The 22,311-nt window shown below is 50.3% G+C and carries 16 protein-coding genes and 1 other RNA gene; 12 read left to right on the top strand and 5 right to left on the bottom strand.

All coding sequences use genetic code 11. From position 1 onward, the window contains the following. Positions 1–17 precede the first annotated feature (17 nt). Positions 18–1,589, bottom strand: coding sequence for a galactarate dehydratase (gene garD / locus ACMWL8_RS08945; protein WP_045260095.1), 1,572 nt, complete (start codon positions 1,587–1,589; stop codon positions 18–20). A gap of 358 nt (positions 1,590–1,947) precedes the next feature. Between garD and garL the strand changes: the two genes are divergently transcribed. The 5 genes from garL (at position 1,948) to ACMWL8_RS08920 (ending at position 8,823) form a co-directional block, all read left to right on the top strand. Continuing rightward, positions 1,948–2,718, top strand: coding sequence for a 2-dehydro-3-deoxyglucarate aldolase (garL, locus tag ACMWL8_RS08940; RefSeq protein WP_045260096.1), 771 nt, complete (start codon positions 1,948–1,950; stop codon positions 2,716–2,718). Between the two features lie 21 nt (positions 2,719–2,739). Continuing rightward, positions 2,740–3,630: a 2-hydroxy-3-oxopropionate reductase gene (garR, locus tag ACMWL8_RS08935; protein WP_028014519.1), complete on the top strand. Its 891-nt coding sequence runs from the start codon at positions 2,740–2,742 to the stop codon at positions 3,628–3,630. Between the two features lie 59 nt (positions 3,631–3,689). After that, positions 3,690–4,066: RNase P RNA component class A (gene rnpB, locus ACMWL8_RS08930), an RNA gene on the top strand. Positions 4,067–4,509: 443 nt separating this feature from the next. Then, positions 4,510–6,690 carry an AAA family ATPase gene (locus ACMWL8_RS08925; RefSeq protein ID WP_045260097.1) on the top strand — a complete coding sequence of 727 codons (2,181 nt, stop codon included), beginning with the start codon at positions 4,510–4,512 and terminating at the stop codon, positions 6,688–6,690. A gap of 708 nt (positions 6,691–7,398) precedes the next feature. After that, positions 7,399–8,823 (top strand): DNA cytosine methyltransferase, encoded by a 1,425-nt coding sequence (locus ACMWL8_RS08920; protein WP_045260098.1) that lies wholly within the window; start codon positions 7,399–7,401, stop codon positions 8,821–8,823. Positions 8,824–8,857: 34 nt separating this feature from the next. Here ACMWL8_RS08920 and ACMWL8_RS08915 read toward each other — a convergent pair whose 3' ends face one another. Continuing rightward, positions 8,858–10,066: a type II restriction endonuclease gene (locus tag ACMWL8_RS08915; protein ID WP_045260156.1), complete on the bottom strand. Its 1,209-nt coding sequence runs from the start codon at positions 10,064–10,066 to the stop codon at positions 8,858–8,860. 985 nt (positions 10,067–11,051) lie between these two features. Between ACMWL8_RS08915 and tdcA the strand changes: the two genes are divergently transcribed. From tdcA to pflB, 5 genes are all read left to right on the top strand, one after another. Next, the gene (tdcA, locus tag ACMWL8_RS08910) at positions 11,052–11,972 is read left to right on the top strand and encodes a transcriptional regulator TdcA (RefSeq protein WP_045260099.1); all 921 of its coding nucleotides are present in this window, start codon (positions 11,052–11,054) and stop codon (positions 11,970–11,972) included. A 96-nt stretch (positions 11,973–12,068) separates the two neighbouring features. Continuing rightward, positions 12,069–13,058 carry a bifunctional threonine ammonia-lyase/L-serine ammonia-lyase TdcB gene (tdcB, locus tag ACMWL8_RS08905; protein ID WP_045260157.1) on the top strand — a complete coding sequence of 330 codons (990 nt, stop codon included), beginning with the start codon at positions 12,069–12,071 and terminating at the stop codon, positions 13,056–13,058. Between the two features lie 9 nt (positions 13,059–13,067). Continuing rightward, positions 13,068–14,399 (top strand): threonine/serine transporter TdcC, encoded by a 1,332-nt coding sequence (tdcC, locus tag ACMWL8_RS08900; protein WP_045260100.1) that lies wholly within the window; start codon positions 13,068–13,070, stop codon positions 14,397–14,399. Positions 14,400–14,428: 29 nt separating this feature from the next. Then, positions 14,429–15,637 (top strand): propionate kinase, encoded by a 1,209-nt coding sequence (gene tdcD / locus ACMWL8_RS08895; protein ID WP_045260101.1) that lies wholly within the window; start codon positions 14,429–14,431, stop codon positions 15,635–15,637. A gap of 15 nt (positions 15,638–15,652) precedes the next feature. Beyond that, complete coding sequence (pflB, locus tag ACMWL8_RS08890) at positions 15,653–17,947, top strand: formate C-acetyltransferase (RefSeq protein ID WP_045260102.1); 2,295 nt, start codon at positions 15,653–15,655, stop codon at positions 17,945–17,947. Positions 17,948–18,003: 56 nt separating this feature from the next. On the opposite strand, the gene ACMWL8_RS08885 is transcribed toward pflB, so the two are convergent. Genes ACMWL8_RS08885 through ACMWL8_RS08875 form a run of 3 tightly spaced genes read right to left on the bottom strand, consistent with a single transcriptional unit; the run spans position 18,004 to position 19,280 of the window. Next, the gene (locus ACMWL8_RS08885) at positions 18,004–18,489 is read right to left on the bottom strand and encodes an Hcp family type VI secretion system effector (protein WP_048338835.1); all 486 of its coding nucleotides are present in this window, start codon (positions 18,487–18,489) and stop codon (positions 18,004–18,006) included. A 21-nt stretch (positions 18,490–18,510) separates the two neighbouring features. Beyond that, complete coding sequence (locus tag ACMWL8_RS08880) at positions 18,511–18,828, bottom strand: DUF1493 family protein (RefSeq protein WP_045260103.1); 318 nt, start codon at positions 18,826–18,828, stop codon at positions 18,511–18,513. Between the two features lie 2 nt (positions 18,829–18,830). Next, positions 18,831–19,280: an STM2901 family protein gene (locus tag ACMWL8_RS08875; RefSeq protein WP_045260104.1), complete on the bottom strand. Its 450-nt coding sequence runs from the start codon at positions 19,278–19,280 to the stop codon at positions 18,831–18,833. Positions 19,281–19,629: 349 nt separating this feature from the next. Between ACMWL8_RS08875 and ACMWL8_RS08870 the strand changes: the two genes are divergently transcribed. Together ACMWL8_RS08870 and ACMWL8_RS08865 are read left to right on the top strand one after the other, a co-directional pair. Beyond that, positions 19,630–20,961, top strand: coding sequence for an amino acid permease (locus tag ACMWL8_RS08870; protein ID WP_045260105.1), 1,332 nt, complete (start codon positions 19,630–19,632; stop codon positions 20,959–20,961). 20 nt (positions 20,962–20,981) lie between these two features. After that, positions 20,982–22,283, top strand: coding sequence for a serine dehydratase subunit alpha family protein (locus ACMWL8_RS08865; RefSeq protein ID WP_045260106.1), 1,302 nt, complete (start codon positions 20,982–20,984; stop codon positions 22,281–22,283). The last annotated feature ends 28 nt before the right edge of the window (positions 22,284–22,311 follow it).

Below are 22,311 nucleotides of genomic sequence, written 5' to 3'. Positions count from 1 at the left end.
GGAAGGCTGAGGGGCCATTACGTCACCGGTGCTGGGTTAAACACCGCCAGCTGGTTATGCAATCCCCACTGGTCCGAGAAGGTTTTCTTCCGCCCGCTCGCTACGTCCAGAATAAAATGGAACAGCTTCCAGCCCACGTCCTCAATACTCTCTTCCCCGGTGGCGATGGTGCCCGCGTTGATATCCATTAAGTCATACCAGCGGTTTGCCAGCTCGGTGCGCGTCGCCATCTTGATCACCGGGACCGCCATCAGCCCGTACGGCGTGCCGCGCCCGGTGGTAAAGACCTGCACTGTAATACCGGAGGCCACCTGCTGGGTGCCGCACACAAAATCGCTGGCAGGTGTTGCCGCATAAATAAGGCCGCGCCTGGTTGGCCGCTGGCCCGGAGAGAGCACTTCCACAATCGCGCTCTGGCCGGATTTGGCAATCGAACCGAGGGCTTTTTCCACCACGTTCGCCAGGCCGCCTTTCTTGTTGCCCGGCGAAGGGTTGGCGCTGCGGTCCGTTTTGCCCATATCAAGATAATTATCGTACCAGGCCATCTCCTCCAGCAGGCGTTTGCCCACCTCTTCGTTGACTGCGCGCGGCGTCAGCAGATGGATGGCGTCACGCACTTCGGTTACCTCGGAGAACATCACCGTGGCGCCGCAGCGAACCAGCAGATCGGACGCATAGCCCACTGCCGGGTTGGCCGTCACGCCGGAAAACGCATCGCTGCCGCCGCATTGTGTTCCCACCACCAGTTCCGACGCCGGACACGTTTCGCGCTGGCGGCGGTTGAGTTTGTCCAGATGATGCTCTGCTACCTGCAAAATATCGTCGACCATTGAACGAAAACCAACGTGGCGTTCGTCCTGCAGGCGCACGATGCTGGCCCCGTCAGCCGGGATGGCTTTGACATCTTCGGTGCCCTGAAGCAGGCGCTCTGGCTGCAATTTTTCACAGCCGAGACCGATTACCATCACCTCGCCGCCAAAGTTCGGATTCAGGGCGATATTGTGGATAGTACGGATCGGCACGACCGCCGCGGGCGCATTGATCGCTACGCCGCAGCCGTACAGGTGGTTAAGACCCACCACGCCGTCGACGTTCGGGTACTTGGGCAGCAGATCGCGTTCAATGATTTTCACCACGTAATCCACCACGCCCGCCACGCAGTGCACGCTGGTGGTAATGCCGAGCAGATTTTTGGTGCCGACGCTACCGTCCGCATTGCGGTAGCCTTCAAAGGTATAGCCCTCCAGCGGCGGCAAAGCTTCAGGAACGCGGGTCGCCAGCGGAAGCGTATTCAGCGGCGGTGCTTCTGGCAGCGCCACCAGCGACTCCTCAATCCAACTACCCTGCGGAATAGCGCTTACCGCATAGCCGATGACTTCGCCGTAGCGTACGATTTCACCGTGGGCAGGAATATCGACCAACGCGACCTTGTGCCCCTGCGGAATATGCTCAATCAGTTCCAGCCCGTCCGGGAAGCGGGTGCCTGCTTTTAAGCCATTGTCGTTGACAATAATCGCCACGTTATCCGTATCGTGAACCTTAATATAAAACGCCGTCGGGGGTGCCTCTCTAATTACAATATCGGTCATTATTCACTCTTCTCCGGCAAAGCTTCAGCTATGAAAAATAACTCGTTGGATAATCGTTTTCTTAACGTAGAAATAAAGCATGTCAGGAGAAGAAAAGTGAAAATGTGATCGCGATCGTTTCAGGCGGACTAATCCTTGATTCTGTGCATTAGCGCCCACTGCTTTGTGCATATGCTCAAAATAGCATTGAGATGTAACGCAATACTTGAGCATCAAAACAATGTGCTGACGTGTAGAGCCGATTATACTGAATGACGATTTTATAACGCCACCATTCAGTCAGAGAAATAAATATAAAGAATCTGTTCTGGAATAAATATTACTGGCTAAAACTGCGGAATTAAAAAAGGGTTAAGTGATGAATAACGATATCTTCCCGAATAAGTTTAAAGCTGCCCTCGCGGCGCACCAGATTCAGATTGGCTGTTGGTCCGCGCTGGCAAACCCTATCAGCACCGAAGTGTTAGGCCTGGCCGGATTCGACTGGCTGGTGCTGGACGGCGAACACGCGCCGAACGATATCAGCACCTTTATTCCGCAGCTGATGGCGCTGAAAGGTAGCCCCAGCACTCCGGTGGTGCGCGTGCCAACTAACGAGCCGGTGATTATCAAGCGTCTGCTGGATATCGGTTTCTACAATTTCCTGATCCCGTTTGTGGAAACGGAAGAACAGGCGGCGCTGGCCGTGGCCTCAACGCGCTATCCGCCGGAAGGGATCCGCGGCGTCTCGGTATCGCACCGCGCCAATATGTTTAGCACCGTGCCGGACTATTTCGCCCAGTCCAATAGCAACATCACTATTCTGGTTCAGATTGAAAGCCAGCAGGGCGTTGATAACGTCGATGCGATTGCAGCCACAGATGGCGTGGACGGTATCTTCGTCGGTCCAAGCGATCTGGCTGCGGCGTTTGGGCATCTGGGCAACGCCAGCCACCCGGACGTACAGCGCGCAATCCAGCACATCTTTGCCCGCGCCAAAGCGCACGGCAAACCGTGCGGCATTCTGGCGCCGGTTGAAGCCGATGCTCGCCGCTACCTGGAGTGGGGAGCCACGTTCGTTGCCGTCGGCAGCGACCTCGGCGTGTTCCGCTCAGCGACGCAGAAATTAGCGGACGCTTTTAAAAAATAACCATCATTGAGGAAACAGATTATGACGCTGAAAGTGGGTTTTATTGGTCTTGGGATCATGGGTAAACCAATGAGTAAGAACCTGATTAAAGCGGGTTACTCACTGGTGGTATCCGATCACAATCCACAGTCTGTGGCTGAGGTGATGGCGACGGGCGCGGAAACAGCTACTACCCCTAAAGCCATTGCTGAGCAGTGCGATGTCATCATCACCATGCTGCCAAATTCCCCTCACGTCAAAGAGGTCGCGCTTGGGGAAAACGGCATCATCGAGGGTGCGAAGCCGGGCCTGGTGCTGATTGATATGAGCTCTATTGCCCCGCTCGCGAGCCGTGAAATCAGCGAGGCGTTAAAAGCGAAGGGCGTAGAGATGCTGGATGCGCCCGTCAGCGGCGGCGAGCCGAAAGCCATCGACGGTACCCTGTCGGTGATGGTGGGCGGCGATAAGGCCGTGTTCGACAAATACTATGACCTGATGAAGGCGATGGCGGGCTCCGTAGTGCATACCGGAGACATTGGCGCGGGCAACGTTACCAAGCTCGCGAACCAGGTGATTGTGGCGCTGAACATTGCCGCCATGTCTGAAGCGCTGACGCTGGCAACGAAGGCGGGCGTCAATCCGGATCTGGTTTATCAGGCAATCCGTGGCGGTCTGGCGGGCAGTACGGTGCTGGATGCCAAAGCGCCGATGGTGATGGATCGTAATTTCAAACCCGGTTTCCGCATTGATCTGCACATCAAAGATCTGGCGAACGCGCTGGATACGTCTCACGGCGTGGGTGCACAGCTGCCGCTGACCGCTGCGGTTATGGAGATGATGCAGGCGCTGCGTGCGGATGGCCTGGGCACGGCCGATCACAGCGCGATTGCGTGCTACTACGAAAAACTGGCGAAGGTGGAAGTGGCGCGTTAATAGCATCTAGCCCGCACCTGAGGGTGACAGCGGCGCGCAAACCCTCTATACTGCGCGCCGAAGCTGACCAGACAGTCGCCGCTTCGTCGTCGTCCCTTTCGGGGGAGACGGGCGGAGGGGAGGAAAGTCCGGGCTCCATAGGGCAGGGTGCCAGGTAACGCCTGGGGGGGAAACCCACGACCAGTGCAACAGAGAGCAAACCGCCGATGGCCCGCGCAAGCGGGATCAGGTAAGGGTGAAAGGGTGCGGTAAGAGCGCACCGCGCGGCTGGTAACAGTCCGTGGCACGGTAAACTCCACCCGGAGCAAGGCCAAATAGGGGTTCACATGGTACGGCCCGTACTGAACCCGGGTAGGCTGCTTGAGCCAGTGAGCGATTGCTGGCCTAGATGAATGACTGTCCACGACAGAACCCGGCTTATCGGTCAGCTTCAACTTCTTTAAAAACAATAAGTTGATGTATCTCAGGTGCTTATATGCACAAATGGGATACATCAACGATTGTTACATACCTCATGCGCTTAAGCGTAACGGTGTTTTGATGCTTACCTCATATTGTCTAATAATCAAATTTTCTTTTGCTTGCATGGTATGGATAGTCCGCGCCGATGTCAGTTTCAGATCTCCCGATTAATGTTATTCTTCACTCGTTATGCTAAATTTCAATGTCCCATTGAGATATAACATATTAACACAAATCAATTAATCCTCACATTCTTCCCAAAATTTGATGGAAAGCCTCAGTCAACACGGAGTATGCTTTATATCGGTTAACTCTCGTGGAAGGTAACAGCCATGTTTCCTCCTGACATTGAGTTCCATCCGATTAATCTTCTTAAATGTTCAAAACATAATTTTTGTTACAATGTAGGGACGACAAATGACAAAATTATTTATTAAATCTGTTAGAAGCTACCATCCTGATATTGATACTGAATTTGATTTTAGTTCTAAGGTCACTTTGATTTATGGACTAAATGGGTGCGGTAAATCTACGATATCTGGATATTTCTTCAATCCAAAAAATCCAGAATATGAAAAGTGCAGGTTGGCACCAGAGGAGGATGTCCAGTTTCTTGTTTTTAATCAGGATTATATTGATGAAAATTTTCATAATAGTCAAACTCAACCTGGTGTATTCACTCTTAATAATGAAAATGCAGAGATAACGAAAAAAATTGAAGAAAATAAGCAAACGCTAATTAAGAATAATAAGGAAATAGAACTCAAACAAACTGAGATTCAAGAAAAAATAGAATCAAAAGAATCTGTTCTTTCAAAAATTATTGACGAGATATGGAACAGAACGGCACATATTAGGAAATCGGAAGTTAGCGGCCTTGTAAATTGGATGTCAAGAAAACAAAAACTCTTCGAGGCTATTGATCAACATGATAAAGTTAGAAGCAATGAATTCACTGAACTGGAGGAACGATATATCTATTTGGAAAGATTTAAAGGGGTAAAGTATACTCCCGTTCCAAAGTTGATTTTACCAATATTATCTGATGAAGAACATCAAATATTGAAATCTCCATTATTGAGTTCTGGTAATAGCCATCTGTCTAAATTTATTGAGAAGCTATCTAACTCTGATTGGGTGAGAAATGGTGTACGGTATCTTTCGGAAGAACAATGCCCATTTTGCCAGCAATATTTAGATAGTGAACGGTTAAAAGAAGAGTTAGAAAGCATATTTGATGAAACTTATAATGAAAATTTGGCGCAAATCGAAGCTCTAAAAGAACGTTACGCAGTTTGGAAAAGCAATATAGATAATTACTTGGTGAATTTCGAAGGTCTTACCGCAATAATAGATGAGAGCCTTTTAGCAAAGAATATAAGTGACATTAGAAATCATTATGATTCTAATGAGAGGCTTATTGTAAAGAAACTTTCGTCACCATCAATATCAGTGGGTTTGATTAGCGATATTGATGTTGCTGATAACCTTAACAAGCAAGTTAATCATATAAATGAACAAATAGCAGCCCATAACAAAAAGATTGATAATTATGTTGATGAACGCGGAATTCTGACACAAGACCTTCTTGCCCATTTAAAGTTTATTAACGAAGCGTCTCTCAATCGTTATCACGAGCAAGAAAAAGAACTGGATGATTTAATTGACAGGCTTAATGATGAAGTTAAAACCATTAACAGTCAAAACGCAAAGTTGCAGGAGGAAAACAGGTTAAAAGCAAGTGAAGTTGTTAATATTGAAGATACTATTAATAAGATTAATGATAGTCTTGTATCTCTTGGTATTACAGGGTTTACCTTGATCAAGCATCAGGATGAATCGGAAACATATAAATTATACCGGGAAGGTCAAAGCAATGCTAAGAGTGTTTTTAAATCATTAAGTGAGGGTGAGAAAACAATAATCTCATTTTTATATTTCATAGAGCAATGCAAGGGCCTCAAGAATAAAAATGATATTATCAAAGATAAATTTATCGTTATTGATGATCCAATATCAAGCCTTTCTCATAATTATATATATGAAATATCTTCAATGATTTTCAATGATTTAATATTAAAAGAGATAGCTAAGAAGTTTATTGTATTGACACATAATCTTTTTTTCTTTCAAGAGTTAGTCATAACAGCTAGTTCTGAGAAAAAAATAATAAAAGACTGGGCTTTTTATCGAATAATTAAAGGGGCTCATAGTCAATGCCTCAAGCTCAAGAAAGATGAGCTTCTCAATGAATATCAATCATTGTGGCAAACCCTAAAAGATGCAAAAAATGGCATAGTCAATCCTGTAATTTTACCGAATGTGATGAGAAATATTCTTGAATATTATTTCAGCTTTTCATGTAAAAAGGATCGACTAAAAGAGGTACTAAAGACTCTCGCAGATTCCCATGCAGAACCACGATACAACTCATTTTATCGATTTATAAATAGACATTCACACTCTGATGGTAAAAATATTCAAACGATCGGAGCGATCGACGCTCATGTTTATTTGGAAATGTTTGAAAGAATATTTAAAGATACCGGCGATGATGCACATTTTAATGCGATGATGAGTGATGAGGCGATAGCATAAAATTAATTTATGGATGGTCGAATAGCTAAATTTCGGCCTTCGCATATCTTTGGTTACCACCGACGGGTGTATCACTTAGCGATTCGGTAACGAGCGTTTGTGCTTGCACACATCTTCCCAGCGACCGAAACGAAAGCGTTTGTATTTGCATACATTAACGACTTTCGGGCCCATGATGGCTCTCCTTTTCTATCCAGTGAGACACTGGTTAGTCCTTGTACCCTGTGTACAAGCACGTAACAGGTAAGGTGAAGAGGCACCCGGGGTGGTAACACTACTGATTATAATGACTTAAAAAGTCATTTCAATCATTTTGAAGGATGTCTTAAGGTTAGAACCTATCGCCGCCTAACATGCTAGATGGTCTAAATAATTCATATTTATAACTAAATTCGATTATCATTGGAAAGATCTTGCATAATCACCTGCTGATATTTGGTGGGGATACCAGTGCGTTAGGAGGGGGCTCTTTTGAACGGCGCTTAACCCCTTAAGCATTGGCGTGGTAAACCACTTAACTTATTTCAGTATTGGTCATTAGCAAGTTGTTCTGAAAGACTTTCATTGTCTTGTAAGCAGCATCCTTTGTAACAGCCTTTAAGGATTAGCCGAAATTATGTTAAATACTGTTTAAATACCCAGTAATAAAATTTCCATCTGGGTTAAATGAGTGATAGAGTGTCACTCATAAGACCCATTGGAGGCGTTATGTCTGAATTTGAATTACTGGCGCAGGACCTGCTTGAGAAAGTTGAAGTAGAAGAAAAGCAGCGACAGGAAAATGATAGAAAACTTATTGAGCAAGTACTGGAAATCTATGATCAGAAGTTTGTGGCAGAGCTCTTAAGAAAAGTTGGTAAAAACGACTGGAGCCGGGAAACCCTTAACCGTTGGATCAATGATAAATGCTCCCCCAGGTCACTGATTTCAGCCGAGGAGGCACTTCTTCGAAAAATGCTTCCGGAACCACCAGCAAATCATCCAGAGTATGCATTTCGGTTCGTTGATCTATTTGCCGGGATTGGCGGGATTCGTAAGGGATTCGAAGCGATCGGGGGCCAGTGCGTCTTTACAAGCGAATGGAATAAACAAGCGGTACGTACATATAAAGCTAACTGGTTTAATGACGAGCGAACACATACATTTAATCTCGATATCCGAGAAGTCACTCTTAGTGACAAGCCTGAGGTATCAGAGACAGATGCTTATGCCTATATCGATGAACATGTTCCTGACCATGACGTGCTTTTGGCTGGCTTCCCTTGCCAGCCGTTTAGCCTTGCAGGAGTGAGTAAGAAAAATTCGCTGGGTCGCGCGCATGGGTTCGAGTGTGAAGCTCAAGGAACTCTTTTCTTTGATGTGGCACGTATTATCCGGGCAAAAAAACCAGCCATTTTTGTACTTGAGAACGTCAAAAACCTGAAAAGCCATGACAAAGGTAAAACTTTTAAAGTCATCATGGAGACGCTTGACGAGTTGGGCTATGAAGTTGCCGATGCGAAGGACATGGGGAAAAGTGATCCTAAGGTCATCGATGGCAAGCATTTTCTTCCTCAGCATCGTGAACGTATCGTTCTGGTGGGGTTCCGGCGCGACCTGAATATTCACAATGGCTTCACTCTTCGTGACGTCAGTCGATTTTATCCCGAACGACGTCCATCGTTTGGTGAGCTACTGGAGCCAGTGGTTGACAGCAAATATATCTTGACGCCTAAACTCTGGGAATACCTTTACAACTATGCTAAAAAGCATGCCGCTAAAGGTAACGGCTTTGGTTTTGGCCTCGTTAACCCGGAAGATAAAGAAAGCGTGGCTCGCACACTTTCTGCCCGTTATCATAAAGACGGATCCGAAATTCTAATAGACCGTGGCTGGGATATGGCTGCTGGGGAAGTAGATTTTTCGAATGTTGAAAACCAAGCTCGGCGCCCACGGAGACTGACTCCCCGCGAGTGCGCACGCCTCATGGGCTTTGAAAAGCCAGACGGCAAGCCTTTCCGAATTCCGGTTTCTGACACGCAGTCATATCGTCAGTTCGGTAACTCCGTTGTGGTTCCTGTCTTTGAAGCCGTAGCCAGACTACTGGAGCCCTACATCCTCAAGGCTGTTTCTGCCAAGACTGATAAAGCATAATGGATACTCCCGGCCTTCACATGCCGGGAGCTTTTTATGGCAGTTCTGCGTAAAGCCCTGTAAGTTCAGCGATAAAAGCCCCCAGCGTCATTAGTTCGCCTCTCACCGCTTCCGGATATTTCCTGTGTAATGATGATGGTACAACCAGCTTGACTCCTGCATCTCGCATTTCACTATGCTGAGCCTGAGAAACTCCCTCCTGTAGAGTGAAAAGGTGTATCTGTCTGATTTTATCCGCCTCGTTTAGTATCTGACGCCAACGGTCTTTACATGTTGTCTTCACAGCTAACATACGGAGATTTTCTTCGGGATATCCGATATCGTGGTACGCCTCAGCAGATGGGAATAGAAAGTCAGGTTTTTTATTGCCCTCAGTTACTGCCTGCGTGGCGAAGTGTCGTAGACCATGCTCAACGAAAAGATGTTCAAGATGTAGCTCAAGTGACTTTCCCGCTCTTGATTTTCGGCGATTACTGACGGAATTAGCCAGTGCAATGAACTCATCGACAGAGCCAAACCCCTTACGAATGATGTCCAGTACGTGAAGCTCTTCTACGAGAAGAAAAATGTCGTACTCTATACGGCGTCTATCAATCAACTGTTCGTCTGGGTCATTGGAGTTTTTTGCGTAGTGCCTTCCAGCATACTGGATAATTTCACTTCCTGATGGGAACTGCTGCTTCCAAGCGTCAGGTATATTGTATTTATGATTCACTGGGGCATGTTGTAGAGACAATCCCCCCAGAATTTCACTGGATGGCCCAAATATAAGCGTCCCAGGGATGACTTCCCCTATAACGGACTCAATAATATTCTCTTCATCAGGATTGACGCAGACCCATATGTTCACCTCTGAACTATCACCGCCTTGCTCATCCTGCTTAAACGCCAGAAGTGTAAGGGCTCCTGTATTTTCAGGATCTTGGAGTGGGCTTCCTCTTCCCCAGCGAGTGATTCTTCTCTCATTCCGGGTCCCGCCAAAAAAACGATTATTGTAATAGATAGCCCGAGCCTCGCTGTCCGGATACTCATGTGATGAAACATGCGCAGTAAGAAAAACAGACGGGTTCAGTTCTTGGGTATTGTTGATGGAAGGAAGTAGTTTTTCAGCGATGTCGGAAGAAATATATAGTCCTACCTGATGTCCACCTGTTGCGCCAGTATCATTGGCAGACAATCGTTTGATATAGAGAAAGTAATTGTCACCAGCTATCCTGAGCAGCCATTCCTGAAAAACCGACATAAGCATCCCTCTGTTGTCTGAAAGTTCGAAGCTCAATTTTTCCACAGAAACGGAAGGGGAGCCAGCAAACTTTCCTTGATTAATTAGGTGAATAAGTGCAGGTGAGACTATCATGGGTCTGAATGCATATGAACACCTAGGGGGGATGCGTCCCCAGCTCTTGGCATTTGATCCCGACGTATCGTGCACTTCAAATGGGAGAGAGAATGAGATACATTGTGGGCTACAACCCGAATTCCACCGCTTCTGGTGCTTGATTGCATGGGATACAAAGCCGGCTTATCGGTCAGCTTCAACTTCTTCCAGAACCCCGCTTCGGCGGGGTTTTGCTTTTGGGGTTTCGTTGCCCAGGTATGCGCATCGCCACCCGGCAACTCGCACAAAAGACATCAATTCTCATATTTGCGACATTAAGCACATTTCACTGCATGACCCTTTCGGGCATCGCTATGCCTACCGCAAACGATCGTTATCACAAAATTTCACCCTAAAAAATGGTGAATTTACAGTGTTGTTAATTTGTTGCGAATGTTAACTGAGAGATCGCAAATATTTTCTTATTTGATATAAACATATTGAAATTAAAAACATTCAGGCTATGAATGTGTGACGTATTCCACTGTTTATAAAAAGCTGTCCAAAAATCCTCTGCAAAATTTGATAATTTGAAAGAATGTTTAAAAGGAATAACGGTTATTTATTGGCCTTTAATTGTCTGAAAGTTCGTCTTTATTGATTTATTTAACGCAGAGAAATTTATCAAGGTTATCGCCATAAAATAAATTTATTACTGCTGATTTTATTGATCGATATCAGCGTAATGGTGTGCTTTTAATTTTATATGGCATTGATTATAAAGTATTTTTTAGGTTCTTGTTGTGCCCGTAAAATGCGCGGGGGAGCAAATTGTGAGTAACAGCACATACCCCCTGAAACATTATTGGGTAGAATCCGCTGCGTCATAGGGAAATAAGCGCAGAATATTATGAACACTATTATTCTACCGAAAACTCAGCACCTCGTGGTATTTCAGGAAGTCATTAAAAGTGGCTCCATAGGTTCTGCCGCAAGACAACTAGGCCTGACGCAACCCGCCGTCAGCAAAATCATCAGCGACATCGAATCCTACTTCGGGGTGGAAGTGATGGTGCGTAAAAACACCGGCGTAAAACTCACTGCCGCTGGTCAGGTGCTGCTATCATACGCTGAGTCGATCACCCGCGAAATGAAAAACATGGTGAGCGAAATCAACAGCCTCAGTTTTAGTACCGTCATGGACGTCTCCTTTGGCTATCCGTCGCTGATTGGCTTCACCTTCCTGTCTGAGATGATCAAAAAATTCAGGGAAGTGTTCCCGAAAGCGCGCGTCTCCATGTATGAAGCGCAGCTCTCTTCATTCCTGCCCGCCATTCGCGACGGTCGGCTGGATTTTGCCATCGGCACGCTGAGCGACGGAATGTTGCTTCAGGATCTTCACGTTGAGCCACTGTTTGAATCCGAGTTTGTGCTGGTGGCGAGTAAATCACGAACGTGCACCGGCCCGACCAGACTGGCATCACTTACGCATGAGCAGTGGGTGATGCCGCAAACCGATATGGGCTACTACAACGAACTCCTGACCACCCTGCAAGACAACCGCATCAGCATTGAAAACATCGTCCAGACCGATTCCGTCGTCACCATTTATAACCTTGTCCTGAATGCCGATTACCTGACGGTGATCCCCCGCGACATGATTGCGCCGTTCGGCTCAGACCAGTTTATTGTGCTGCCCGTGGAAGATGAATTACCCGTGGCGCGCTATGCCGCCGTGTGGTCGAAAAATTACAGTATTAAAAAATCGGCGTCAGTATTAGTTGAACTGGCAAAACAATATTCGTCGATGGATATCGATAAACGACGATAGAAATAATTAAGTTTTAAAACACCCGGAGCGACGCTTTTTAACGCTCTGATACCCTGACTTTGCCTGAAAAGAATGAATTATTATAACGAGGATATTATGCACATTACCTACGATCTCCCGGTGACCATTGAAGATATTCAGGACGCCAGAAAACGCCTGGCGGGGAAAATTTATAAAACCGGCATGCCGCGCTCAAATTATCTCAGCGAACGCTGTAAGGGTGAGATATTCCTGAAATTTGAAAATATGCAGCGTACCGGTTCGTTTAAAATACGCGGGGCGTTTAATAAGTTAAGTTCATTGACGGACGCAGAAAAACGCAAAGGGGTAGTGGCCTGCTCCGCAGGAAACCACGCTCAGGGGGTGTCGCTCTCCTGCGCCATGCTCGGTATCGACGGCAAAGTGGTGATGCCGATGGGCGCGCCAAAATCCAAGGTCGCCGCTACCCGCGACTATTCTGCCGAAGTGGTGCTGCACGGCGAGAACTTTAACGACACCATCGCTAAAGTGAGCGAAATCGTCGAGATGGAGGGGCGCATTTTTATCCCGCCTTATGACGATCCGAAAGTTATTGCTGGCCAGGGCACCATCGGCCTCGAAATTCTTGAAGATCTTTACGACGTGGATAATGTGATTGTCCCTATCGGCGGCGGCGGGTTAATTGCCGGTATTGCGACAGCAATTAAATCCATCAACCCGACAATCAATATTATCGGCGTACAGTCTGAAAACGTTCACGGCATGGCGGCTTCCTGGCAGGCCGGAGAAATAACCAACCATCGCGTTACCGGCACATTAGCCGACGGCTGCGACGTGTCTCGTCCGGGTAAATTAACCTTCGAAATTGTTCGTGAACTGGTCGATGACATTGTGCTGGTGAGTGAAGACGATATTCGCAACAGCATGATTGCCCTTATTCAGCGAAATAAAGTGGTGACGGAAGGTGCGGGCGCGCTGGCCTGCGCGGCGTTATTAAGCGGCAAGCTTGACCACTATATTCAGGGCCGTAAAACCGTCTGCATTATTTCCGGCGGCAATATCGATCTCTCCCGTGTTTCCCAAATTACCGGCTTCGTTGACGCATAAAGGTGACCTATGAGCAACACAGAAAGCATTATCGTTGGCCAGACAAAAACGTCCTCCTGGCGTAAGTCTGACACCACATGGACGCTCGGCCTGTTTGGTACCGCCATTGGCGCAGGCGTGCTGTTCTTCCCCATTCGCGCAGGCTTTGGCGGACTGATCCCCATCCTGCTGATGCTGGTACTCGCCTTCCCGATTGCGTTTTACTGCCACCGCGCGCTGGCGCGCCTCTGTTTGTCCGGCAGCAACGTCTCCGGCAACATCACCGAGACGGTGGAAGAGCACTTCGGGAAAACCGGTGGGGTGGTGATCACCTTCCTCTACTTCTTCGCCATTTGCCCGCTGCTGTGGATTTACGGCGTCACCATTACTAACACCTTTATGACCTTCTGGGAAAACCAGCTCCAGATGCCTGCGCTGAACCGCGGCGTGGTGGCGCTGTTCCTGCTGCTGCTGATGGCCTTTGTGATCTGGTTCGGGAAAGACCTGATGGTTAAGGTGATGAGCTACCTGGTGTTCCCGTTCATTGCCAGCCTGGTGCTGATTTCCCTGTCGCTGATCCCGTACTGGAACTCGGCGGTGATCGACCAGGTCAACCTGAGCGATATCGCCTTTACCGGTCATGACGGCATTCTGGTCACGGTGTGGCTGGGGATCTCCATCATGGTCTTCTCCTTTAACTTCTCGCCCATCGTCTCCTCGTTTGTGGTCTCCAAGCGCGAAGAGTACGAGCCGAAGTTCGGGAAAGAATTCACCGAGCAGAAATGTTCCAAAATCATCGGTCGCGCCAGCCTGCTGATGGTGGCGGTGGTGATGTTCTTCGCCTTTAGCTGCCTGTTTACGCTCTCTCCGCAGAACATGGCGGATGCCAAAGCGCAGAACATTCCGGTGCTCTCTTACCTGGCGAACCACTTTGCCTCGATGTCGGGCAGTAAATCCACGTTCGCCACGGTGCTGGAATACGGCGCCTCCATCATCGCGCTGGTCGCTATCTTTAAATCCTTCTTCGGCCACTACCTGGGCACGCTGGAGGGGCTGAACGGCCTGATCCTCAAGTTCGGCTACAAGGGCGATAAGAAGAACGTCTCCGTCGGCAAGCTGAACACCATCAGCATGATTTTCATCATGGGCTCCACCTGGATTGTGGCCTACGCCAACCCGAACATTCTCGACCTTATTGAAGCCATGGGGGCGCCAATTATCGCTTCTCTGCTGTGTCTGCTGCCGATGTACGCCATTCGTAAAGCGCCCGCGCTGGCGAAATACAAAGGCCGGACCGAGAACATCTTCGTGACCGTGGTCGGCCTGCTGACCATTCTGAATATCGTTTACAAACTGTTCTAACCCAAAGCTCAGGAAGAGCGGAGTAACACATGACTGAATTTCCGGTAGTACTGGTTATTAACTGCGGATCGTCCTCCGTTAAGTTTTCGGTGCTGGACGCAGCAGGCTGCGATGCCCTGCTGACGGGCATTGCGGACGGCATCAACACTGAAAAAGCCTGTATTTCCGTGAACGGGGGTGAGCCGGTCAGACTGGCTCACCAGGACTACGAAGGGGCGCTGGCCGCCATCGCCCTCGAGCTGGAGAAACGCGACCTGATGAGCAGCGTGGCCCTGATTGGCCACCGCATCGCTCACGGCGGCGATCTCTTCAGCGAGTCGACCCTCATCACGGAAGAGGTCATTGAGCAGATCCGCCTGGTTTCCCCGCTGGCGCCGCTGCATAACTACGCCAACCTGAGCGGCGTGCAAGCCGCAGAGCGCCTGTTCCCCGGCGTGCAGCAGGTGGCGGTATTTGACACCAGCTTCCATCAGACCATGGCGCCGCAGACGTATCTGTACGGTCTGCCGTACCGCTATTTTGAAGAGCTGGGCGTGCGCCGCTACGGTTTCCACGGCACCTCTCACCGCTACGTGTCCGGGCAGGCGCACGCGCTCCTCGGGCTGTCCCCCGAGGACAGCGGCCTGGTGATTGCTCACCTCGGCAACGGGGCGTCCATCTGCGCGGTGCGCAACGGTAAAAGCGTCGATACCTCGATGGGGATGACGCCGCTGGAAGGGCTGGTGATGGGCACGCGCTGCGGCGACGTGGACTTCGGCGCAATGGCGTGGATTGCCCAGCAGACCGGTCAATCGTTCGAGGATCTGGAGCGCGTGGTCAACAAAGAGTCCGGGTTGCTGGGCATCTCCGGTATCTCCTCCGATTTACGCGCGCTGGAGAAAGCCTGGCATGACGGCAATGACCGGGCGCAGTTGGCGATAAAGACCTTTGTCCACCGCATAGCGCGGCATATCGCCGGTCACGCCGCGTCTCTGCACCGTCTGGATGGCGTGATCTTCACTGGCGGCATCGGTGAAAACTCCACGCTGATCCGCGCGCTGGTGGCGGAACATCTGAAGGTATTTGGCATCGCGCTCGACGAGGCGAAAAACGCTCTGCCGGGCAGCGCGGGTGCGCGCGTCATCTCCACCGAGTCGTCCCGCGTGACCTGCGCGGTTATCCCTACCAACGAAGAAAAAATGATCGCGCTGGACGCCCTCCGTCTTGGGAAGGTTATCCCGGCCGCGGCTTACGCCTGATAAAGCGAGAATCACATGAAAGTAACAATCGATACGGGCGTCGCGCCCTACAGCGACGCATGGGCCGGGTTTCGCGGTGAAGAATGGAAAAACGCCGTTAACGTCCGCGATTTTATTCAGCATAACTACACCCCTTATGAAGGCGATGAAGCTTTCCTCGCGCAGGCGACGCCAGCAACGACGGCGCTGTGGCAGAAGGTGATGGTCGGCATTCGCCAGGAGAATGCCACCCACGCCCCGGTGGATTTCGACACCAACATTGCCACCACCATTACCGCCCACGGACCGGGGTATATCGACCAGGATCTTGAGACGATCGTCGGCCTGCAAACCGACAAGCCGCTCAAGCGCGCCCTGCATCCGTACGGCGGGATCAATATGATCCGCAGCTCGTTCGAAGCCTACGGGCGGGAAATGGATCCGCAGTTCGAATACCTGTTTACCGACCTGCGTAAAACCCACAACCAGGGCGTGTTTGACGTTTACTCCCCGGAGATGATGCGCTGCCGTAAATCTGGCGTGCTGACCGGTCTGCCGGACGGCTACGGGCGCGGGCGCATTATCGGCGATTACCGCCGTGTGGCGCTGTACGGCATCAGCTATCTGGTGCGCGAGCGTGAACTTCAGTTCGCCGATCTTCAGGGCAGGCTGGAGCGCGGTGAAGATCTGGAGGCGACGATCCGCCTGCGCGAGGAGCTGGCGGAGCATAAGCGTGCGTTGCTGCAGATCCAGCAGATGGCGGCGAACTATGGCTTTGATATTTCACGTCCGGCGATGAACGCGCAGGAAGCGGTGCAGTGGGTCTATTTTGCCTACCTTGCCGCAGTGAAATCCCAGAACGGCGGGGCGATGTCGCTGGGGCGCACGGCCTCGTTCCTTGATATCTACATCGAACGCGACATGCAGGCGGGGCGGCTGAACGAGGTGCAAGCCCAGGAGCTGATCGACCACTTCATCATGAAGATCCGCATGGTGCGCTTCCTGCGCACGCCGGAGTTCGACACGCTCTTCTCCGGCGATCCGATCTGGGCCACGGAAGTGATCGGCGGCATGGGGCTGGATGGCCGTACGCTGGTGACAAAAAACAGCTTCCGCTACCTGCATACCCTGCACACCATGGGGCCCGCGCCGGAGCCGAACCTGACGATCCTCTGGTCTGAACAGCTGCCGATCGCGTTTAAGAAATACGCCGCGCAGGTGTCGATCGTCACCTCGTCGCTGCAGTATGAGAACGACGATCTTATGCGCGCCGACTTCAACAGCGACGACTACGCCATTGCCTGCTGCGTCAGCCCGATGGTGATCGGCAAGCAGATGCAGTTCTTTGGCGCTCGCGCCAACCTCGCCAAAACGCTGCTGTACGCGATCAACGGCGGGGTGGACGAGAAGCTGAAGATCCAGGTCGGCCCGAAAACCGAGCCGCTGCTGGATGAGGTGCTGGATTACGACACCGTGATGGCGAGCCTCGACCACTTTATGGACTGGCTGGCGGTGCAGTACATCAGCGCGCTGAATCTCATTCACTACATGCATGATAAGTACAGCTACGAAGCCTCGCTGATGGCGCTGCACGATCGTGACGTCTATCGCACCATGGCCTGCGGCATTGCCGGGCTGTCGGTGGCGGCGGATTCCCTGTCGGCGATTAAATACGCCACGGTGAAACCAGTGCGCGACCACACCGGCCTGGCGGTGGACTTCGTCATCGAAGGGGACTATCCGCAGTACGGCAATAATGACGATCGCGTGGACAGCATCGCCTGCGACCTGGTGGAGCGTTTTATGAAGAAGATCCAGGCGCTGCCGACGTATCGCAACGCGGTGCCGACTCAGTCGATCCTGACTATCACCTCCAACGTGGTCTACGGCCAGAAAACGGGCAACACGCCTGACGGACGCCGCGGCGGCACGCCGTTTGCGCCTGGCGCCAACCCAATGCACGGTCGCGACAGGAAAGGGGCGGTGGCTTCGCTAACGTCGGTCGCCAAGCTGCCGTTTACCTACGCGAAAGACGGGATCTCCTATACCTTCTCCATTGTGCCGCAGGCGCTGGGCAAGGATGAACTGGTGCGCAAAACCAACCTGGTGGGGCTGCTGGATGGGTACTTCCATCACGAAGCGTCTATTGAGGGCGGGCAGCACCTGAACGTCAACGTCATGAACCGGGAGATGCTGCTGGATGCCATTGCCCATCCGGAGAACTACCCGAACCTGACCATCCGCGTATCCGGCTATGCGGTACGGTTTAATGCTCTGACGCGCGAGCAGCAGCAGGACGTGATTTCGAGGACGTTTACGCAGGCGATGTGACGCAGGCCAAATAATCCGCCCCCTTCAGATAAGGGGGCTTTTTTGTCTGCTATAAATCATGCAGATGTTCGTTCATTCCATGCATCAGAAAATTGAATATTGCCATCGCAGTAAGTCCATATTGCTTTTTCGTATCTCAACTGAATGGATTCAAGATGGCCCGTACCGGGACAGTTACGTGTATCGTTAACAATAGGGGAGATTGATACGACCTTTACACCTTCCAGTTCAGTTCTGAAGTATTCAACTTCCCTTCCCGCATCGTTAATTCGATAATATCTTATCTCAACTTTTTTTAGGTTTTGCCCTGTAGCCACAGCCTTATAAAGATACGGAGATGAACTATCTATCTCCTTCTCGAACAAGAAAGGGGCATGTTTGCGCGTTCCGGTTAATCTCCCGGAAAGAGGATCTGTTGGAATACTTAAATTATGGGTTAACCCTCTAATTTCAACACTCCCTTCCCGATCCTGTACATCACTTGAACCCTTAATAAGTGAGCCGCCATCGTCAAAAAACCAAATATGAACCGGTACAGCCATAAATCATGCTCCTTTCGAAAATCAGTGGTGGATCCATGTGCCTGCTTTTACCGCCTCAGCAAACATTCTTACGGTTAATGGCTTCGATATTTGTTTAACGGGTTCTTGCGTAAACCATTTTCTGAAAAACCAGGTTTGAGTCCAGGGGAAATAGTTTTGCGTGGGCACATTGATAAGATACTTTTTCTCAAACTTCTCAATGACATAAACGATATCATCCAGATCGGTGTAATCCTGTAAAACATCGTCTAACTCGAGCGGGATCCTCTTGCCCGTAAATGTTCCCTGTTCTGGTAAATTTTCCCTGAAGAACTTCAAAACATCATTTTCACTATTCATATTCACCAAATCCGATCTTTAGGGTGAGCAATCGTATTATATCGTGAGAGTGTTTTGTAACTTATCGTTGCAAGATCAGCAGCAAGTATGGTTATCCCCAATGCAGGGATCCATCGACCAATGAATGCACCTAAGTTTTTGGTATACATTGGTTTTCGGTATTTAAAGCTTGCGAGGGTAATCGTAGGTAATCGGTGTGGTAGCTGTACATTCAGAAGATCACGAAGATACTTAGAAGCCACGGAAGTACCTATAGTAGCCGTTTCTGGCTTTGTTCTGGTCTCAAGTATAGGTAAACCAAGGATCATAGTAGCCATCATTACTGCATCTTTTAATCCACCGAATTGTTCATCGGTAGTATCAAGGAAAATCCAAAAAAATAACTCAGACGCCGAGATATTACATACACCTTTATAGAAGTATGTTCCATTGAGCTCTTCAACGGTATCCATATCATAGCCATAATAATAGAGTGGTTTCAGTGATGCTATCGTATAAAAATTTGAAGGCATAAAGTAGAACAATCATCTTTATAAATTCCTAAAAAAGATCCATTTCTTAAATATATTGATTCTGTGAAATGCGTCACTTTTAGAATTTTTTACCAAACATCATTAAAAATGAGGCGTTTTTTTCTCTAAGTTTAGGAAGTCCGCATAAAGATTGTGACTTTTTTCTCCCGCGCTACGGATATGATCTTCCCATACCAACAACACACACCTGCACTCTCTGAATCGCAATCGCTGGCGTTCGGAACCTAATAAAAACAATTGTTTACCCTACAAAATAAGCGAGTGCCCAATGAATATGGCAACAAACAGCAGTGTGATTGTGAGTGATTCCCCTGCGGCAAGGCGGGCGGGAATGAGCGAAAGCGAATGGCGAGAGGCGATCAAATTCGACAGCACCGACACGGGCTGGGTCATCATGAGTATCGGGATGGCTATCGGCGCGGGTATCGTTTTTCTTCCGGTGCAGGTTGGATTAATGGGGCTGTGGGTCTTTTTGCTCTCGTCGATAATTGGCTATCCGGCCATGTACCTCTTCCAGCGGTTATTTATTAATACGCTGGCGGAATCCCCGGAATGTAAAGACTACCCGAGCGTGATTAGCGGTTATTTAGGTAAAAACTGGGGCATCTTATTAGGTGCGCTCTATTTCGTGATGCTGGTCATCTGGATGTTTGTCTATTCCACGGCTATCACCAACGACAGCGCCTCGTATTTGCACACCTTCGGCGTGACCGACGGTTTGCTGTCGGAAAATCCCTTCTACGGCTTATTCCTGATCTGCATTCTGGTCGCCATCTCTTCGCGCGGTGAGAAGCTGCTGTTTAAAGTGTCCAGCCTGATGGTGCTGACCAAATTATTTGTGGTGGCGGCGCTGGGGCTTTCGATGATTGGCCTCTGGCATTTAGCCAACGTCGGCATGCTGCCGCCGATGGGGTTGCTGATAAAAAATGCCATTATTACGCTGCCCTTTACCTTAACCTCCATTCTGTTTATCCAGACATTAAGCCCGATGGTGATTTCCTATCGTTCACGGGAAAAATCCGTTGAGGTGGCACGTCATAAGGCGCTCCGGTCAATGAACATTGCCTTTGGCATCCTGTTTGTGACGGTCTTCTTCTACGCTGTCTCCTTCACCCTGGCGATGGGGCACGATGAGGCGGTAAAAGCCTACGAGCAGAATATCTCTGCCCTGGCGATTGCGGCGCAGTTTATCAGCGGCGACGGCGCGGGCTGGGTCAAAATCGTCAGCGTGATCCTCAATATCTTCGCCGTAATGACCGCTTTCTTCGGCGTCTACCTCGGCTTCCGCGAGGCCACGCAGGGTATCGTCATGAACATCCTGCGCCGCAAAATGCCAGCAGAAAGAATCAATGAAAACGCCGTCCAGCGCGGGATCATGCTGTTCGCTATCCTGCTGGCCTGGAGCGCGATCGTGTTAAACGCGCCGGTACTGAGCTTCACCTCTATCTGTAGCCCCATCTTCGGCATGGTGGGCTGCCTGATCCCTGCGTGGCTGGTCTACAAGGTACCGGCGCTGCATAAATATAAGGGCGTATCGCTGGTGATTATTGTCATCACCGGGCTGCTGCTTTGTGTTTCTCCTTTCCTCGCATTTTCCTGAGGGCAAATAAGGTCGTAACGATGTCTGAGCAAACTCATCCTTTATGGAATCAATTTATTCGCGTAGTGCAGGAAGAAGTTAAGCCTGCGCTGGGGTGCACCGAGCCCGTTTCTCTGGCCCTTGCCTGTGCGATTGCCGCAGAGCAACTGCCCGGCGACGTCACGAAGATTGAGGCGTGGGTATCGCCGAATCTGATGAAGAACGGGCTTGGCGTAACGGTGCCGGGCACCGGCATGGTCGGGCTGCCCATTGCGGCGGCGCTGGGTGCCATCGGTGGCAATGCGCAGGCGGGGCTGGAGGTGCTGAAAGATGTCACCGCCGATGCGCTGGCGCGGGCCAAAGCAATGCTCAACGCGGGTCTGGTGCAGGTGAAATTGCAGGAGCCGTGCGATGAGATCCTCTATTCACGTGCCTGCGTCTACGCCGGTGAGGCCTCGGCCATGGTGACCATTGCGGGCGGACATACCCGCGTGGTGGAGGTGGTTTGTCACGGCGAAACGCGCTTCAGTCTTGACGAGCGGCAGGCCGAGGTAAGTAACGATCCGCTGGCGGTACTGTCAAACACCACGCTCTCGCAGATCCTGGAGTTTGTCGAACAGGTACCGTTCGAGGCGATCCGCTTTATCCTGGAAGCTGGGCAACTGAACGACGCGCTCTCTCGTGAAGGACTTAGCGGGAAGTGGGGGCTACACATTGGCGCCACCCTCAATAAGCAGCGCGCACGCGGATGGATGGCGCAGGATCTGGGTTCAGATATCGTTATCCGCACCAGCGCGGCCTCGGATGCCCGCATGGGCGGCGCGACGCTGCCGGCGATGAGCAACTCGGGCTCCGGGAATCAGGGAATTACAGCCACCATGCCGGTTGTCGTGGTCGCTGAACATGTTCAGGCCGATGACGAACGGCTGGCGCGGGCGCTGATGCTCTCGCATCTGTCGGCTATCTACATCCATTACCAGCTTCCGCGTTTGTCCGCGCTGTGTGCGGCGACAACCGCGGCAATGGGCGCTGCGGCGGGAATAGCGTGGCTAATGGGGGGCAGTTATCGGACCATCGCGATGGCGATCGGCAGTATGATCGGTGACGTCAGCGGGATGATCTGCGACGGGGCGTCTAACAGCTGTGCTATGAAGGTCTCGACCAGCGTCAGCAGCGCCTGGAAAGCGGTGATGATGGCGCTGGATGATACAGCCGTGACGGGCAACGAGGGGATTGTGGCCCACGACGTGGAGCAGTCGATCGCGAACCTGTGCGCGCTGGCGTGCCGCTCGATGCAGGCAACGGACCGGCAGATTATTGAGATTATGGCGAGTAAGGTGTAGCGATGGGCATTCGTCCCTCTTCCCAAAG

It is taken from the genome of Enterobacter sp. 04-C-12-SI-ECC (assembly GCF_047530715.1).
Lineage (GTDB): Bacteria > Pseudomonadota > Gammaproteobacteria > Enterobacterales > Enterobacteriaceae > Enterobacter > Enterobacter bugandensis.
The sequence above is the reverse complement of the archived record's forward strand: the minus strand, read 5'-3'. Positions and strand labels throughout refer to the sequence as shown.

What these genes read in the sequence shown, in the direction of transcription:
- garD (WP_045260095.1), bottom strand. Translation starts at nt 1,589, where the DNA reads ATGACCGATATTGTAATTAGAGAGGCACCCCCGACGGCGTTTTATATT.
- garL (WP_045260096.1), top strand. Translation starts at nt 1,948, where the DNA reads ATGAATAACGATATCTTCCCGAATAAGTTTAAAGCTGCCCTCGCGGCG.
- garR (WP_028014519.1), top strand. Translation starts at nt 2,740, where the DNA reads ATGACGCTGAAAGTGGGTTTTATTGGTCTTGGGATCATGGGTAAACCA.
- ACMWL8_RS08925 (WP_045260097.1), top strand. Translation starts at nt 4,510, where the DNA reads ATGACAAAATTATTTATTAAATCTGTTAGAAGCTACCATCCTGATATT.
- ACMWL8_RS08920 (WP_045260098.1), top strand. Translation starts at nt 7,399, where the DNA reads ATGTCTGAATTTGAATTACTGGCGCAGGACCTGCTTGAGAAAGTTGAA.
- ACMWL8_RS08915 (WP_045260156.1), bottom strand. Translation starts at nt 10,066, where the DNA reads ATGTCGGTTTTTCAGGAATGGCTGCTCAGGATAGCTGGTGACAATTAC.
- tdcA (WP_045260099.1), top strand. Translation starts at nt 11,052, where the DNA reads ATGAACACTATTATTCTACCGAAAACTCAGCACCTCGTGGTATTTCAG.
- tdcB (WP_045260157.1), top strand. Translation starts at nt 12,069, where the DNA reads ATGCACATTACCTACGATCTCCCGGTGACCATTGAAGATATTCAGGAC.
- tdcC (WP_045260100.1), top strand. Translation starts at nt 13,068, where the DNA reads ATGAGCAACACAGAAAGCATTATCGTTGGCCAGACAAAAACGTCCTCC.
- tdcD (WP_045260101.1), top strand. Translation starts at nt 14,429, where the DNA reads ATGACTGAATTTCCGGTAGTACTGGTTATTAACTGCGGATCGTCCTCC.
- pflB (WP_045260102.1), top strand. Translation starts at nt 15,653, where the DNA reads ATGAAAGTAACAATCGATACGGGCGTCGCGCCCTACAGCGACGCATGG.
- ACMWL8_RS08885 (WP_048338835.1), bottom strand. Translation starts at nt 18,489, where the DNA reads ATGGCTGTACCGGTTCATATTTGGTTTTTTGACGATGGCGGCTCACTT.
- ACMWL8_RS08880 (WP_045260103.1), bottom strand. Translation starts at nt 18,828, where the DNA reads ATGAATAGTGAAAATGATGTTTTGAAGTTCTTCAGGGAAAATTTACCA.
- ACMWL8_RS08875 (WP_045260104.1), bottom strand. Translation starts at nt 19,280, where the DNA reads ATGGATACCGTTGAAGAGCTCAATGGAACATACTTCTATAAAGGTGTA.
- ACMWL8_RS08870 (WP_045260105.1), top strand. Translation starts at nt 19,630, where the DNA reads ATGAATATGGCAACAAACAGCAGTGTGATTGTGAGTGATTCCCCTGCG.
- ACMWL8_RS08865 (WP_045260106.1), top strand. Translation starts at nt 20,982, where the DNA reads ATGTCTGAGCAAACTCATCCTTTATGGAATCAATTTATTCGCGTAGTG.